A 14525-nucleotide genomic window follows, 5' to 3' on the forward strand; every position below is an offset into this window, starting at 1 on the left:
TCCGTATAAACGAGTGCTAATTTATATAAATAAATTAACAAAATCCCCTGTTGTTGTCAATATATTTACATCAAGCGTCAACTGAGGAGAAAAGCTTCAAAGACTTCATTGCCGAGAAAACGCCCTTCCCTTGTCAGCCGGAGAGAACCGCCCTTTTCTTCAAGAAGCCCGCGTTCTGTCATTTCTTTGATCGCGCCTGCAAAAACTTCTTTCATATCCACTCCAAATTTTTCACGGAAATGGCGGAAACGGACGCCTTCGTTTTTTCTGAGCCCGAGAAACATTTCTTCTTCCATTTTTTCTTTTTTTGTCTCTGTATGTGTTTCCATAACAGGGAGGCACCCGTCCCGGAGCATGCCGATATATTTTTTCAATGCGCCGTAATTGGACAGGCGGACACCTTTTTCATACCCATGGGCGCCGGCGCCGAAACCGAAATATTCTTCATTATTCCAATAGACGAGATTGTGGCGGCTTTCATAGCCGGGTGTGGCAAAATTGCTGATCTCATACTGCTTTAGGCCGTGCTTTTCCATCTCGTCCATTAACATGCTGTACATATCCGCTTCCGCATCTTGTGACGGCAGGCGGAGTTTTCCTTTCCGCAGCAGATTGTAAAAAATCGTCTTCGGCTCAATGATCAGCGAATAACTTGAATAATGCGGCAGCCCCATCGACAAGGCTTCGTCAAGCGTTTCGCGGAAATCTTCAAGCGTCTGCCCGGGAAGCGCGAACATCAAATCCATGCTGATATTGGAAAAACCGATCTTTCTCGCATGGCTGATCGTCCGGTAGACATCTTCCCGGCGGTGGGTCCGTCCGATTTTCTCAAGCAGCCGGTCATTGAACGACTGGACGCCGAAACTCAGCCGGTTGACACCGTAGTCATGCAGAAGGCGTAGCTTCTCTTCTGACGTTTCCCCGGGATTGGCTTCAAATGTAAACTCCCCGTCCCCGTCATAAGGCAGGATCGTGCGGATTGCGGCAAGCAGTTTTTCAAGCTGCCGCTCATTCAGCGCGGTCGGCGTGCCACCTCCGACAAAGACCGTGCTCAGCTTTTCACAAGGGGCTTCAGCCGTTTTGATCCGCATTTCTTCCAGCAGCATCTCAATGTATTCATCCACCGGCTGGCCTTTTAACAAAAATTTATTGAAATCGCAGTAATAACAAATATGTTCACAAAATGGAACATGAATATATGCGGCTTTCATTGCATCACAACCTTATTTGTTTTCATCACGGGCATGCCCCGGGGAAAAGGAGCGCGCGGACAGCCGCCAATCCGCTCCCTACCCGCCCCCGGTTATTTTTTCGGGGTCTCGTCCATTTTCAGCACAGCCATAAACGCTTCCTGCGGGATTTCAACAGAACCGACCTGCTTCATCCTTTTCTTACCTTCTTTTTGCTTTTCAAGCAGTTTCCGTTTCCGGGAAATGTCCCCGCCGTAACATTTTGAAAGCACGTTTTTGCGCAATGCTTTAATATTGGAACGCGCAATAATTTTCTGGCCGACTGCCGCCTGTACTGGCACTTCAAACTGCTGACGCGGGATGAGTTCTTTTAATCTTTCGACAATCGTCTTGCCGCGCTCGTACGCAAAGTCGCGGTGGACGATGAAACTAAGGGCGTCCACTTTTTCCCCATTCAGTAAAATATCCATTTTTACGAGATTGGACTGTTTGTAGCCGATCAATTCGTAATCAAAGGAAGCATACCCTTTTGTACTCGATTTCAGCTGGTCAAAAAAGTCGTATACAATCTCAGAGAGCGGGATTTCATAAATGACATTGACACGGATATCATCGAGGTACTGCATATCGATAAAATTGCCGCGTTTTGCCTGGGCAATTTCCATCACTGCGCCGACATAATCGTTCGGAACCATAATGGACGCGCGCACGTACGGCTCTTCGATATATTCGATTTTCTGCGGTTCCGGCAAATTCGCCGGATTATCAACTGTCACTTCACTGCCGTCCGTCAGTTTAGTTTTATAAATGACGCTTGGCGCGGTCGTAATCAGTTCAATGTTGAATTCGCGTTCAAGCCGTTCTTGGATGATTTCCATATGCAGGAGCCCGAGAAAACCGCAACGGAAACCAAAACCGAGCGCCTGCGATGTTTCCGGCTCATATTGCAGCGACGAATCATTTAACTCCAGCTTTTCAAGGGCATCCCGCAAATCATTGAATTTCGCGCTGTCTACCGGGTACAGGCCGCAGTAAACCATCGGATTCATCCGCCGGTAACCGGGAAGCGCCTCTTTTGCAGGATTTTCAGCGCTTGTAATCGTATCGCCGACGCGCGTGTCTTTTACATTTTTAATCGATGCCGTTAAAAATCCGACATCGCCGACAGTTAATTCGTCTATGTACAACGGTTTCGGGGTGCTTACGCCAAGCGCTGTCACTTCAAATTCCTTGCCGGTTGACATCAGTTTAATCTTATCCCCGACTTTGACAGAGCCTTCCATTACACGGATATAGGCAATCACGCCGCGGTACGAATCATACAGCGAGTCAAAAATAAGCGCCTTCAGCGGGGCATCCGGATCCCCCTCAGGCGCCGGTACTTTTTCGACAACCTGTTCAAGAATATCTTCAATCCCGATCCCGGCTTTAGCGGAAGCAAGAACGGCTTCCGATGCATCAAGGCCGATCACATCCTCTATTTCCTGCTGGACGCGTTCCGGATCGGCGGAAGGCAGGTCAATTTTATTGATGACCGGGATAATTTCAAGATTGTTATCCAATGCAAGATAAACATTTGCAAGCGTTTGCGCCTCGACCCCTTGCGCGGCATCGACAACGAGCACCGCTCCTTCACAGGCGGCAAGGCTGCGTGACACTTCGTATGTAAAGTCTACATGTCCCGGGGTATCAATCAAATGGAAAATGTATTCTTCCCCGTCATTTGCTTTATAGTTCAGCCGGACGGCATTTAATTTGATCGTAATTCCGCGTTCCCGTTCCAGTTCCATCGAATCGAGGAGCTGGTCCTTCATTTCGCGCTCGCTCAGCGCATGGGTCTTTTCCAGAATGCGGTCGGCCAAAGTCGATTTGCCATGGTCGATATGGGCAATAATGGAAAAGTTGCGGATCCTCCTCTGCCTGTCTAATTTTTCTTCACGGTTCATCATTTACCTTCACTCCTGTATTCGGCACATGTACACTATTTCTGATTATATCAGCAGGAAAGCGCGACTTCAACGAAAAATGATCAGCCGCGCCTCGCCAAAAAAAGAACCGCCTGTTCAGACGGCTAACGGTTTCCTGATTGTCCGCTCCCGGCGCCGTTTACACTGTCCGCCTGCCAGTAATACCCAGCGAACACATCGGCAAAAACATCCATCGTCCGGTACATTTCTTCAAAAGTATTATCCACGCCGCCGACTTCAATGAGAAAAGCATTTCCCGATAAATCCTGGTTGAATTTTCCGTTGGTTGACGCCCCTTTCTTCAAAATGACACCCCTTGACAGGTTTTTATACTTCTTTTTGATCAAGTTATGCAAATCCTCAGCCAGCTTTGCATTCTTTTCCCAGTTCGGGTTTTCCCCGCCGATCACAAAAGCAATTTTTGCATACGATTTTCCATTGATGGTAACGGTCGTATCTTTTTTTCTTCTCGAATCGCGGTGGATGTCAATAAAATATTGAAGGTCGCGGTCGTTTTTCATCGCCGATTCGACGACGGTGCGCGATCCTTGGTAAGACTGGTAATACTGCATATGGTTTTTCTCAAGTAGCTTCAACACATCAGTCGTATTCGCCTCTGCGCCAATTCCCTTGTCCTCGAGATCCTGCGCGAGCCTCGCCCCGACTTTTGTTACGTTGATCTTCGAATGCTGGGCAAGGTCGGGATTCGTGACGCCTTTTAAATACGGCAGATAGGATTCATGTGTATGGGTAAAATAAATCAACACCCGTTTCTTGCCGCCCGTTGTCCGCCCGGGCCGCTGTTTTGCATCGTCCGATCCGCCATTTTCCTCGATTTTTTCCGTATTTTGTGTGGCCGGATCTTTCGATTGCAAGGCGCTGTCAGGCGGGACGGATTCAATCGGCATATTCGTATAGTCAGCGCCGTCTCCGGCAACAAGGATTTTGCTGTCAAAGATTTCAAATCCCGGCAGTTCACGCCCGAGAAAGCTGCGCGGGTCTTCAAAGCGGATGTTGGTGAGCATTTCAAACACGAGATTTCCGACCGGCCGCTCGTCCGTATCCGGAAAATGGTGTACAAGCAGCTGGCTGTCCGACAGCAGGTACTTGTACAATGTTTTGCTTGAAAGATGCTTTGCGGCTTCATTGACAGCCGAAGAGGAAACCCGGTATCCCGGCTTCAACGACGTCAATGTGCCAATTAAGATGACAACAAGCACGAGGGACAGGATGATTATAGAGATTAGGCGTATCACACTGGTCAGATTCAATATAAAAAAATGGCTGGAATGCCTGCCGCTTTTCATCGTCCCACCCTTTCCAATCGATTCTATTACATTCTATGAATCTCATGGAAGAATAGAACACCGAAAAGCGGGGGCGCCCTCGGGCTATGGCGGAGCGCCTGCAACTTACCTCGTCTTAAAACCGGTATTTTCCTGGTTCACATGGGGGTGGAGCGCCGCATTTAGCCCGCTCGCCAGAAGATTTGCCATATCTTCCATAAAAATGTCCACTTCTTTTGGCGTCACCATTAAGTTATGGCCGAGCGGCGCGAGCACTTCGTGAATCAGTTTCCGCTTTTCCTGTTCATCCAGATTGCCGACAATTCCCATAAACATTTTCCGTGCTTCACTTCCCGGCAGATCTTCTTCCGTTAGCCTCCGCTTTTCCCCGAACGAAAGCCCTGCCGGTGCAAGCGCCCGTGAAGGCCGGCCTGATTCTTTCATTTCTTTGCCAAAATGTTTTAAAAGAAAATCGATCGCGTCGCTCGTAATCGTCACGGCGTCCACCACTGTCGGAACGCCGATCGCAATTACCGGCACACCGAGCGTTTCTTTCGACAATTCTTTCCGCTTGTTGCCGACACCGGATCCCGGTTGAATGCCTGTATCCGAGATCTGGATCGTGGCATTCACCCTTTCCAGCGAACGGGATGCGAGTGCATCGACGACAATAATAAAATCCGGTTTCGATTTTTCACTGACGCCGAATATAATATCGCTCGTTTCGATTCCGGTCAGCCCCATAACCCCCGGGGCAAGCGCACTCACCGGCCTGTAGCGCGATTCAACATTTTCCGGCTCGATTTTAAACAGATGGCGGGTGACGAGCACTTTTTCGCAAACAAGCGGGCCGAGCGCATCAGGCGTCACATTCCAGTTGCCGAGCCCGACAACAAGGCAGCTCGCCTCCGGACCAATATTTAAATGTTTCAAATATTGATTAAACTCAAGTGCAAACAATTCTTCCACCTTTTGCTGGATGTCCATATCCCCGCTGCGGATGCCCTGCATTTCAATCGTCAAATAATTCCCGGCCTTTTTTCCGATGACTTTTTCCCCTTTTTTGGAAATTTGAACCGTCGTCACCTTTATATCGTTTACGGTCCGTTCTTCCACCGTTACGCCTTCCAGTTCTTCGCTTTCCCGGTTCTTCACTTTCTCTTCCACTGCAAGATCACGCGCTTCAATCGCTAAATCTGTGCGGACGGAATAAACACTGAGATCCATTTGTTCTTCTTCCTCCTTTTGGCCGTTTCCTTTATCCTTGTTTTTCCCCATTCCAGCCAGACCATTCGTTTTGTGCAAATTCCGGCTGTATGTATTGCAATCTTGTCTTCCATTTGTTACAATATCATTTGTTCTAAAGTGAAAGTGGACGAGCCAAACTAAGTTTGCTCGTAGGAGGTGAAACGGGTGCCAAACATTAAATCTGCGATTAAACGCGTAAAAGTGAACGAAAAAAACTATGCTCAAAATACAGCGGCAAAATCCGCCATGCGTACGGCAGTGAAAAAGTTTGAAGCGGCGGTTGAAAACAACGACGAAAACGCAAAAGCACTTTTAGTCGATGCGGTGAAACGCCTTGATAAAGCTGCATCTAAAGGCCTTATCCATAAAAATGCGGCAAGCCGCCAAAAATCACGCCTGATGAAAAAATTATCCGAACAGGCGTAACGCACCAAAATAAAAAAGACGCGCAATCCGCGTCTTTTTTATTTTGCCTTCATTTCATGCAGTTGAAACAAAAACATTTCAATGATCATTTCTTTTTTCAGCCCGCCCGATTTCATCTGGTAGTCGCTATCGGCAAGCAGCGCCATGATCCGGTTCAGTTCATCCGCGGAAAAAAGCCCCGCCTGCCCCGCCGCCAGTTTTACTCTGTATGGATGCACTTTTAAATAAGACGCGATTTGCTGCTGGCCGTAGCCGCGCCTTGCCAACTCTTTCGTCTGGTAGATGAGCCGGAACTGGCCGGCAAGGAGCGCCAATATTTTAATCGGCTCTTCATTGAGCTTTAAAAGGTCATAATAGATCCGGAGCGCCTCATCAATGCGGCGGTGAACCACTTTTTCGACAAGTTCAAATACATTTTGCTCAAGCGACCGTGCCGTCAGCAATTCCACCATTCCATCTGTAATTTCATTACCGCTTCCGGCATACAGGGCCAGCTTGTTTATTTCATGATCGAGCGCAATCATATTGGTTCCGGCAAGCGAAATCAAGTGTTCCGCAGCCTTCCTGTCAATCCGGCAGCCTTCTTCAGCGGCGCGGGAAACAAGCCACCCTTCAAGCTCCCTTTCATTTAATTTTTTTGCCTGGAAAGTTGCGGCCTGCTTTTTGATCAATTTCACCAGTTTTTTCCGTTCATCCAGTTTTTCATAAGGCGCAACCAGCACAAAAACCGTGTAAGGGGCGGGAGATTTCACGTATGCTTCCAGCTTGTCCAGCTGGTGTTCCACTTTCTGTTTTTGCTTTTCAGCAGTCAAAAAAAACGGATGGTGCGCAATCACGAGCCGCCTCTCCCCCATAAAAGGGAATGTCTCCGCATCTTCGACCGCTGTCTCGACCGGCACTTCCTCCAGGTCATACGAAGCATAATTAAAATCTGCCTCTTCCGGAGTGAGCGCATGATCCAGCAACTTTTGTTTCGTTTTTTGAATGAAATAATCTTCTGCGCCGTACAATAAATAAAGCGGGGAAAATTGCCCGCGTTCAATCTTTTTCCATAATTCATCCATTCTGTTCCGCTCCCAAACCTTTCTTACTCCCTATGTTAAGAGAACGGGCGCATGGTTGCAAGTAGAAAACAAATGGAAAAGGGGATCCGTAAAATCCCCTTTATCTATATAAACGTTAACGGAACAGTCCCGGGAAGCTTTTCCGTTAACGGTGGACCCGTACCCTTATTGTCACACGCAGCCGGATATCTATGAATGACAACTCCATCCAAAACGGTGGAAATCGTTCTGAAATTATCATATAATCAAAAAACAGGGAGGGATTTGGATGAATGAATTCGAGCAGGATGTCCAGTCAAAAACGAACGATGTTGCCGATGCCGGAGCAGGTTTTCTGATCTCTTTTTTGTTTTTTGCGCTGATATTTATCATTGCCACCGCAGCAGACATCATTGGCAGATAGCCCCGCTCCGGGCAGTGCCGGAGCCATTCCGGACGGTTCCTTAATTAATGTATATTATGGGAGGACGGTAGAAAAGGTTCCCTTTTCTTTGAAAAAGCGGTATTGCACCGCCCCGTCCTCATCCGTCCGGAATATGAATACCCCGTTTTCGCTGAGCCGTTTGACCACTTCCGGAGATGGATGCCCGAAACGGTTATGCTTTCCGACAGAAATGACGGCGATCCGCGGATGATACTTTTGGATGAGCGTTTCGCTTGTCGAAGTTTTGCTGCCGTGATGCCCGGCTTTTAGTACGTCAATGTGGATATCCGGATAAGCCGCCACGAGTTTTTCTTCTCCTTCCTGCTCAAGGTCTCCGGTAAACAGCCACGTCTTTCCCCCTGTTTTCGCATAAAGGACAAGCGAGTCATTATTCCCCTCATACGTTTCGTCAAACGGCGAAAGATATTGAAATACGCCCGATTTGTTTTGCCATCCGTTCCCACTTTTCATTTCATATACCGGGATTTTTTTCTGTCGGGCACAAGCGAGCACCTTCTGCATCAGCGGTTTTTCCCATGAATGAGGCGAGATATCGATTTCTTTGACGCGGAGAGACGTGATCACCGCCGTTGCGCCGCCAATATGGTCCTCGTCGCTGTGCGTTAAAATCAGCTTATCAATCGTTGTAATCCCCTGGCTTTTTAGAAATGGCACCACAATATCTTTGCCGGTTTCAAACGGATGCTCCCTTTTTTTCCATGCCGGTTTCGGAAACTGGACGGTCCCTCCTGTGTCAATCAAATACGTCCCCCTTGAAAGCGGCAGCCGGATTAAAATACTATCCCCCTGCCCGACGTCAATAAAGGTGATTTTACCGAAAAGCGGATATCTGTTTGCCGCAAGGAGGAGCAAAAGCACAGAAAAAAGTGGCAGGACAGCCCGGATCGTTTTCTTGCCGTTTTCCATCGCCACCAAACCATAAAATCCCGCACCTGTCATCAGGATCAATCCCCAGTATGGCGGCCTCCCGGTAACGAGCGTGGACCAGCGGCCGTCGAACGCTTCCCCCGTTTTTTCCGACAGCGTTACAAGCCCGTCAAAACACGTGGCAAAGATGGAAAACAGCGGCGGCGCCCATTCTGAAACAAAGGCAAGCGCAGCAAGCGGGAGCAAAACATACGTATAAAGCGGCACATAAAAAAGATTGGCAACAAGCCCCGCAATAGAAAACGCGTAAAATGAATAAGAAAGGATGGGGAGGGCCGCAAGCTGGGAAATGAACGAGATTGCGAGCCCTTTTTGCAACGGGCCCCGGAACCGCTCTAAAAGAGGCCCTGAAAGAAGCAGTGCGGCGCAAACGGCAAAAGAGAGCTGGAATCCGATATTATACACAATATTTGCATTTTTTAACCCATACAAAATGAAACAGATGGACAAAGCATCGAGCGGCCCGATTGGCAGTTTTTTTTGCCCAGCCAGCACAAGCAGCATCGTCATCGCCGCCGACCGGACAACTGGCGGGTTCATGCCGCATAATACCGCATAAACCGGCATCACCCCCAGTAAACAAACGGCGGCACGTTCCCTTGTCATCCCGAGCCGGATGAACAAATAGTAGCAAAACCCGGCAACGAGCTGCACGTGAAGCCCGGAAATGGCAAGCAGATGGACGACGCCAAGCCGCTGGTACAGCTGGTAAACATCGTCATCAAAGTCTGTTTGCTCGCCAAACAAAAGCGCTTCTGCATACGGTACGGATTTTTCCGGAAATGTTTTTTGAATTTGAAGCAGGAAGTGGTGGCGGATTTTTTTCAAGAAACCGAGCAGATGCTGGGGCGGGCTGTTGCACGCGGAAAGCCGGTCCGCTTTTAAAATCCAGCGGATATGCTGATGAGCCAAATAGGTGCGGTAGTTAAATGTAGACGGGTTGCGGTTTGGCTCAGGGGCTTCCAGTTCCCCTTGAGCCATGCAAACCGTTCCGGGGGATAAGATTTGTTTCAAAGATTCCAGTTCTGCTTCGTTCCCAGCGTAATACGTTAACATAAACGTTTCTTTCCCGGTTTCCGCCTTTCCCTTGATCGCGTTCCCGTCGATACGCGGATAATCGCTGAAGCGGACGGGCGTCCGGGCACTGCCGGCATGAAACTTTGTATCATACGCAACTGTCTGAAAGGTACCGCTCAAAAACCCCAACCCGTAAAAAACAGCGGACAAAAGGAGCAAAGGCCGGTTTCGGGCCAGGAAAATCCGGATCCAAACCAAATGGGCCGAAAGAACCAGAAGCAGCGGCGCGTGAAGGCCAATCAGGATGCCGCTTAACGTGGCGAGCGCGGCGAACAGCCAGTTGCCTTTCACACCATCACCGTGTTACGCTTTCGGAACGGATCCCGTTTCCATTTCTTGATAAGTGCCTGCAAATAATGCCGCCGCCATTTGCTGCAATTCCTCCAGTTCTGCCGCTTCCGCCCCGTGGTCCTTTGCAATCATGAATAATTTCTCCACCAGTTTGGCTTTTTCTTTCGCCCGGATATCGAGCGTTTCCGGATGGAACGGGACATGTTCGACATGCACCCCCGCTTTTTCAAAAAGCTCCTTTGCATACGGATGTACCCGGTAATCTTGGGCATAGTACACGTTTTGAATCCCTGCCTGAATAATTGCTTTCGTACAGTGCAGGCACGGGTAATGAGTCACATAAAGATCCGCGCCGTTTGTTGCCACCCCGAACTTTGCACATTGCAAAATCGCATTCATCTCCGCGTGGATGGTCCGCACGCAATGTCCATCAATCACGTAGCAGCCTTTGTCAATGCAGTGTTCGTCCCCCGCGATCGATCCGTTGTAGCCGCCTGCGATAATTCTTTTATCCCTGACGATCGTCGCCCCAACCGCAAGCCTTGAACAAGTGCTCCGCCAGGATAATAAATGGCTTTGCGCCAAAAAATACTGGTTCCAGGAAATCCGGTCCATTTTTCTCTTCCTTTCTGCTCATGTGATTACTGTAAAGTGATGGAATTTTCGATTTTCGCAAAAGTCTGGTCCCCAATCCCCGACACATTTTTCAAATCTTCCGGTTTTTGAAAAGGGCCGTTTTTCTCCCGGTATTCGATAATGGCCGCAGCTTTTGACGGCCCGATGCCCGGAAGCGTTTCAAGCTGGGTCTGGTCGGCCGTATTGATATTGACCTGTGCGGCCGCTTCACCGCTTGCCGCCGTCCCGGAAGAAGAGGAAGCGGGCGCAGAAATTCCGGCAGCCGCCGTGGCAGTTTGGGCAGAAGCCGCTTTTTCGCCTTTTTTCGGCACCTCAATCACCATTTCATCTTTTACTTTCTGCGCGAGATTGACCTGATTCCGGTCGGCGTTTTCATTAAAGCCCCCTGCTTCCTGAATGAGGTCATAGACCCGGTCATCCGCTTCTGCTTTGTAGATGCCGGGATGCTTCACCGCGCCTTTTACATCCACGTAAACTTCGGCAGCGTTCTGCGTTTGGGCCGGGGCTTGCGTTTGTGCGGTATTTTGGGTCCCGTTTTGATTTTGCACATCTGTCCCGCCCTCCGCAGGCTGTCCGGACTGCACGGCCGTTTCGGGTTGCTGGTAAGCCCCGGAAGCAGTGTCCATACCTCCATTTTGGCTAAAATAGTAAAAGATTGCAATCGTAATGGCTGCCACAGCCGCAGCTGCATGCCAGCGGTATTTGAGAAACAACGTTTTCAAAGACGTTCACCTCTTTTTTTCCATTTTGTTTTTGGATACATAATCGCCTGAATTTGTACATATATTGTACCGGGCGCTGAAAGATCGGCGGCTTGAGGAGGGGAAGCCAGCATGAACATTGGCGTGATCGGAACGGGAAATATGGGTAGCATGTTAATTGAAGCTTTGATAGAAACAAAAGCCGTTACGCCTGCACAATTCCGGATCACAAATCGCACACCTGAAAAAGCCGCAAAACTTGCAAACAAGTATCCCGGGATGCAGGTTAAAAATATAGAAAATACTATTTTGGAGAGCGACTTAATTTTGCTGTGTGTAAAACCGCTTGAGATGCACGGCATTCTAGAGAAGGCTGGGGGCGCCTTCCGGAATGATCAGTGCCTTGTCAGCATTACAAGCCCGGTTACAGTCGGGCAGCTCGCCACAATGGTTCCCTGCTCGTGCGCAAGAGCCATCCCGAGCATTACAAACAGGGCAGCTGCCGGTGCGGTGTTGCTGACATTTGGCAGCCAGTGCACAAGCGAGTGGCAGGGAAAATTAAAAACATTGTTCTCCAAAATATCCACCCCGGTTGAAGTTGACCAGCAAATCACGAGAGTGGCATCGGATTTGGTCAGCTGCGGTCCTGCTTTTTTCAGTTTTTTGGCACAAAAAATGATAGAAGGAGCCGTCAACAAAACAAAGATTGACAGCGACACCGCTTGCATATTAACGGCTGAGATGTTGATCGGCCTGGGGGAACTGCTGAAGCAGCAAATTTATACGCTACCTGCCCTGCAGGAAAAAGTGACGGTAAAAGGCGGTATCACCGGCGAAGGATTAAAGGTGCTTGAAAAAGGGACGGATGGCTTATTCGAAAAACTGTTTGAAGCGACGCATGAGAAATTTAAGGAGGATACGGACGCGGTGGCCGGGCAATTCGGCACACCATGATATTTCGACATCTTTCTGTTTATTCCTGCTTCTTTTTTAAATTTTTTTCAAAAAAAGCATTCTGCGTAGGCAGAATGCTTTTATCGTTTGATGCACGTAAAAAATATCCTTTCACTTTTTGGGCCGGGCGCTTCTTCTGTAAAATCAGCAGCGGGCGGCATAACATGGAAGCCCGATTCCGTAAGCCAGTTTTCATAATCAGCAACCGGAAACGTCCGCTGTTTATGTAATTCATCAAAACGTTCATACAAGCCGGATTTCTCATCATATACGAAAAAACTGAGATCATGTTCAACGGCATGCGGGCGCTCACCCGGAAAGCAGTTCCAGATATAGGAAACCTCATCCCCGTTATCGGCAAAAGTGTGATGAGGGAATAACACATCTGTTTTATAAACGGAATGCACGTCAAACAAAAACATTCCCCCGGCCTTCAGGGCTGCATGCACATGCCGGAACGTTTCTTTGACCTCTGTTTCCGTTTCCAAATAGTTCAGAGAATCACAAAAAATCGTGACCATATCAAAATCATGCAGGCCGCAAAGCGCGCGCATATCCTGCTGCAGGAAAGTGAGGTGTGCCCCTTCAGCCAGTGCTTTTCCGCTCGCGACTGTAAGCATGTCTTCCGATAAATCAACGCCCGTTACTTCAAAACCTTCCCGTGCAAGCAGCAGTGACAGTTCACCGGTACCGCAGGCAAGATCGAGCATGCGCCTTCCTTTGACACCATGCCGCTCCCTTTGCTGCTTCACCCACTGCAGCCATTGCGGATAGGGGGCATCTTCCATCAACGCATCATATACGTAGGCGAAATTTTCGTAGCTCATTGCAAGACGCTCTCCGCACTAACAGTCGGTGCGTCTCCCCAAAGCCTTTCCAAATTATAGTAATTCCGTTCATCACGGTTAAAAATATGGGCGACAATATCCCCAAGGTCAATCAGCACCCATTTTCCCTCTTCAAACCCTTCCATGCGCCTGACCGCAGTTCCTGCTTCTTCCGCTTTTTCTTTCACTTCACGGGCGATCGCCTGAATTTGTTTATCGGAATTCCCATTGCAGATCAGGAAATAATCCGCAATCAATGAAATCCCGCGCATATCGAGGACGACGATGTCTTCCGCACGTTTATCATCGCAAGCTTTTACGACTGTTTTTAATAACGTCTGATTGTCCATTTACTCCCCTTCTTTCTTCATCACTAAATCATTGTATAACGCAATCGTATCCGGAAAAACGGGCTGATTCCGGCCAATTAAAAATGTAATGGTATGCCCGGCTGCATACAATACTGCTTCATCGAGATCTTTGGCCGCAAGCCGCCTTGCTTCTTCGACACCCGGAAAATTCCGGCCGGGTTCAATATAATCAGCCAGATATACAATTTTTTCAAGCAACGCCATTCCAGCCCTGCCTGATGTATGGTACTTGATGGCATCGAGCACTTCCCGGTCCGTGACGCCGGCTTCTTTTTCCACCAAATAAGCGCCAACAGGGGCATGCCATAATTCATGATGAAAAGAAAGCAGCCGTTCGTCCATTTTCTGGTCGAGGATGATTTGTTTCATTTCCTCTTTCGGGCGGAATTTTGCATAATCATGAAAAATCGCCGCAAGTTCGGCTTTTTTCTGATCAGCATGATATTTTTTCGCCAGCCGGACGGCGCTTTCAGCAACACCGAGCGTATGGATGTAACGGCGCTCCGTCAGCTGTGCTTTGACAAGTTCCAATGCTTTCTCACGTTCCATATAAATGATGCTCCTTTATATATTCCCACACTGCATCCGGAATTAAATATTTTACCGACCGATTTTTTTGCAGACGTTCACGGATCAGTGACGAGGAAATATGAATTTCCGGAATTTCAACAAATTGGACAGGATACTTGGTCTGGTGCGAATATGCCGGCCGGTTGACGCCGACAAAGCGGACGAGCCGAACGAGTTGGTCGATATTCCGCCATTTCGGCAAGTATTCGATCATATCCGCGCCAATGATAAAATAAAAGTCCGTATCAGGTTCCCGCTTTTTAAGCAGCACCATTGTGTCATAGGTGTAGGAGCGGCCGGGCCTCTCCATCTCTATTCCCTCAATCGAAAATGCCGGCTGCCCCGAAATGGCAAGCGTGAGCATTTTGATTCGGTCATGGCCAGTGATGCCGGCCGTTTTTTCTTTATGGGGCGGGTCCTGGTTTGGCATAAAACGGACTTCGTCAAGTTTCAGATCCTGCAAAATTTCGTTCGCGATAATCAAATGACCAATATGCGGAGGGTCGAACGTCCCCCCTAAAATACCCACTCTTTTCATGCCGCCC

General features: G+C 48.7%; 15 protein-coding genes. 3 read left to right on the forward strand and 12 right to left on the reverse strand.

What is annotated here, in order from left to right; genetic code table 11:
• Nucleotides 1-77 precede the first annotated feature (77 nt).
• The 4 genes from hemW to gpr all read right to left on the reverse strand — a co-directional run bounded on the left by hemW (nucleotide 78) and on the right by gpr (nucleotide 5721).
• Nucleotides 78-1211 carry a radical SAM family heme chaperone HemW gene (gene hemW, locus NSS95_RS09145; protein WP_014097967.1) on the reverse strand — a complete coding sequence of 378 codons (1134 nt, stop codon included), beginning with the start codon at nucleotides 1209-1211 and terminating at the stop codon, nucleotides 78-80.
• A gap of 92 nt (nucleotides 1212-1303) precedes the next feature.
• Nucleotides 1304-3136 carry a translation elongation factor 4 gene (gene lepA, locus NSS95_RS09150; protein ID WP_035184611.1) on the reverse strand — a complete coding sequence of 611 codons (1833 nt, stop codon included), beginning with the start codon at nucleotides 3134-3136 and terminating at the stop codon, nucleotides 1304-1306.
• Nucleotides 3137-3261: 125 nt separating this feature from the next.
• Nucleotides 3262-4464: a stage II sporulation protein P gene (locus tag NSS95_RS09155; RefSeq protein WP_014097965.1), complete on the reverse strand. Its 1203-nt coding sequence runs from the start codon at nucleotides 4462-4464 to the stop codon at nucleotides 3262-3264.
• A gap of 105 nt (nucleotides 4465-4569) precedes the next feature.
• Nucleotides 4570-5721 carry a GPR endopeptidase gene (gene gpr, locus NSS95_RS09160; protein WP_043052562.1) on the reverse strand — a complete coding sequence of 384 codons (1152 nt, stop codon included), beginning with the start codon at nucleotides 5719-5721 and terminating at the stop codon, nucleotides 4570-4572.
• Nucleotides 5722-5856: 135 nt separating this feature from the next.
• On the opposite strand from gpr, the gene rpsT reads away from it, so the two are divergent.
• Nucleotides 5857-6117 carry a 30S ribosomal protein S20 gene (gene rpsT / locus NSS95_RS09165; protein WP_017550564.1) on the forward strand — a complete coding sequence of 87 codons (261 nt, stop codon included), beginning with the start codon at nucleotides 5857-5859 and terminating at the stop codon, nucleotides 6115-6117.
• Between the two features lie 38 nt (nucleotides 6118-6155).
• Here the strand turns inward: rpsT and holA are convergent, their stop codons facing one another.
• A complete protein-coding gene (gene holA, locus NSS95_RS09170; RefSeq protein ID WP_014097962.1) occupies nucleotides 6156-7181 on the reverse strand; it encodes a DNA polymerase III subunit delta in 1026 nt (341 codons plus the stop codon).
• A 268-nt stretch (nucleotides 7182-7449) separates the two neighbouring features.
• On the opposite strand from holA, the gene NSS95_RS09175 reads away from it, so the two are divergent.
• Complete coding sequence (locus tag NSS95_RS09175; protein ID WP_014097961.1) at nucleotides 7450-7584, forward strand: YqzM family protein; 135 nt, start codon at nucleotides 7450-7452, stop codon at nucleotides 7582-7584.
• Nucleotides 7585-7638: 54 nt separating this feature from the next.
• On the opposite strand, the gene NSS95_RS09180 is transcribed toward NSS95_RS09175, so the two are convergent.
• Genes NSS95_RS09180 through NSS95_RS09190 form a run of 3 tightly spaced genes read right to left on the reverse strand, consistent with a single transcriptional unit; the run spans nucleotide 7639 to nucleotide 11279 of the window.
• On the reverse strand, nucleotides 7639-9921 hold the full coding sequence (locus NSS95_RS09180) for a DNA internalization-related competence protein ComEC/Rec2 (protein WP_061577077.1): 2283 nt from the start codon (nucleotides 9919-9921) through the stop codon (nucleotides 7639-7641).
• Between the two features lie 12 nt (nucleotides 9922-9933).
• The gene (locus NSS95_RS09185) at nucleotides 9934-10536 is read right to left on the reverse strand and encodes a ComE operon protein 2 (protein WP_061577078.1); all 603 of its coding nucleotides are present in this window, start codon (nucleotides 10534-10536) and stop codon (nucleotides 9934-9936) included.
• Between the two features lie 26 nt (nucleotides 10537-10562).
• Nucleotides 10563-11279, reverse strand: a complete 717-nt coding sequence (locus tag NSS95_RS09190) for a helix-hairpin-helix domain-containing protein (protein WP_014097958.1) — start codon at nucleotides 11277-11279, stop codon at nucleotides 10563-10565.
• A gap of 111 nt (nucleotides 11280-11390) precedes the next feature.
• On the opposite strand from NSS95_RS09190, the gene comER reads away from it, so the two are divergent.
• Nucleotides 11391-12212 (forward strand): late competence protein ComER, encoded by an 822-nt coding sequence (gene comER, locus NSS95_RS09195; protein WP_061577079.1) that lies wholly within the window; start codon nucleotides 11391-11393, stop codon nucleotides 12210-12212.
• Nucleotides 12213-12292: 80 nt separating this feature from the next.
• On the opposite strand, the gene NSS95_RS09200 is transcribed toward comER, so the two are convergent.
• The 4 genes from NSS95_RS09200 to NSS95_RS09215 are packed head-to-tail and all read right to left on the reverse strand — an operon-like array spanning nucleotide 12293 to nucleotide 14518.
• Nucleotides 12293-13039, reverse strand: coding sequence for a class I SAM-dependent DNA methyltransferase (locus NSS95_RS09200; RefSeq protein WP_014097956.1), 747 nt, complete (start codon nucleotides 13037-13039; stop codon nucleotides 12293-12295).
• The gene (rsfS, locus tag NSS95_RS09205) at nucleotides 13036-13389 is read right to left on the reverse strand and encodes a ribosome silencing factor (RefSeq protein ID WP_014097955.1); all 354 of its coding nucleotides are present in this window, start codon (nucleotides 13387-13389) and stop codon (nucleotides 13036-13038) included. The genes NSS95_RS09200 and rsfS overlap by 4 nt, the downstream gene beginning before the upstream one ends.
• A complete protein-coding gene (yqeK, locus tag NSS95_RS09210; protein ID WP_035187915.1) occupies nucleotides 13390-13959 on the reverse strand; it encodes a bis(5'-nucleosyl)-tetraphosphatase (symmetrical) YqeK in 570 nt (189 codons plus the stop codon).
• A complete protein-coding gene (locus NSS95_RS09215; RefSeq protein ID WP_017550570.1) occupies nucleotides 13949-14518 on the reverse strand; it encodes a nicotinate-nucleotide adenylyltransferase in 570 nt (189 codons plus the stop codon). Before NSS95_RS09215 ends, yqeK begins: the two co-directional genes overlap by 11 nt.
• Nucleotides 14519-14525: the final 7 nt, after the last annotated feature.

The organism is Weizmannia sp. FSL K6-3076, from assembly GCF_038007245.1.
Lineage (GTDB): Bacteria > Bacillota > Bacilli > Bacillales > Bacillaceae_C > Weizmannia > Weizmannia faecalis.

Bases quoted from the DNA above. Each gene is read 5' to 3' on its own strand.
- hemW (WP_014097967.1), bottom strand. From the start codon at position 1,211: ATGAAAGCCGCATATATTCATGTTCCATTTTGTGAACATATTTGTTAT.
- lepA (WP_035184611.1), bottom strand. From the start codon at position 3,136: ATGAACCGTGAAGAAAAATTAGACAGGCAGAGGAGGATCCGCAACTTT.
- NSS95_RS09155 (WP_014097965.1), bottom strand. From the start codon at position 4,464: ATGAAAAGCGGCAGGCATTCCAGCCATTTTTTTATATTGAATCTGACC.
- gpr (WP_043052562.1), bottom strand. From the start codon at position 5,721: ATGGGGAAAAACAAGGATAAAGGAAACGGCCAAAAGGAGGAAGAAGAA.
- holA (WP_014097962.1), bottom strand. From the start codon at position 7,181: ATGGATGAATTATGGAAAAAGATTGAACGCGGGCAATTTTCCCCGCTT.
- NSS95_RS09175 (WP_014097961.1), top strand. From the start codon at position 7,450: ATGAATGAATTCGAGCAGGATGTCCAGTCAAAAACGAACGATGTTGCC.
- NSS95_RS09185 (WP_061577078.1), bottom strand. From the start codon at position 10,536: ATGGACCGGATTTCCTGGAACCAGTATTTTTTGGCGCAAAGCCATTTA.
- comER (WP_061577079.1), top strand. From the start codon at position 11,391: ATGAACATTGGCGTGATCGGAACGGGAAATATGGGTAGCATGTTAATT.
- NSS95_RS09200 (WP_014097956.1), bottom strand. From the start codon at position 13,039: ATGAGCTACGAAAATTTCGCCTACGTATATGATGCGTTGATGGAAGAT.
- rsfS (WP_014097955.1), bottom strand. From the start codon at position 13,389: ATGGACAATCAGACGTTATTAAAAACAGTCGTAAAAGCTTGCGATGAT.
- yqeK (WP_035187915.1), bottom strand. From the start codon at position 13,959: ATGGAACGTGAGAAAGCATTGGAACTTGTCAAAGCACAGCTGACGGAG.
- NSS95_RS09215 (WP_017550570.1), bottom strand. From the start codon at position 14,518: ATGAAAAGAGTGGGTATTTTAGGGGGGACGTTCGACCCTCCGCATATT.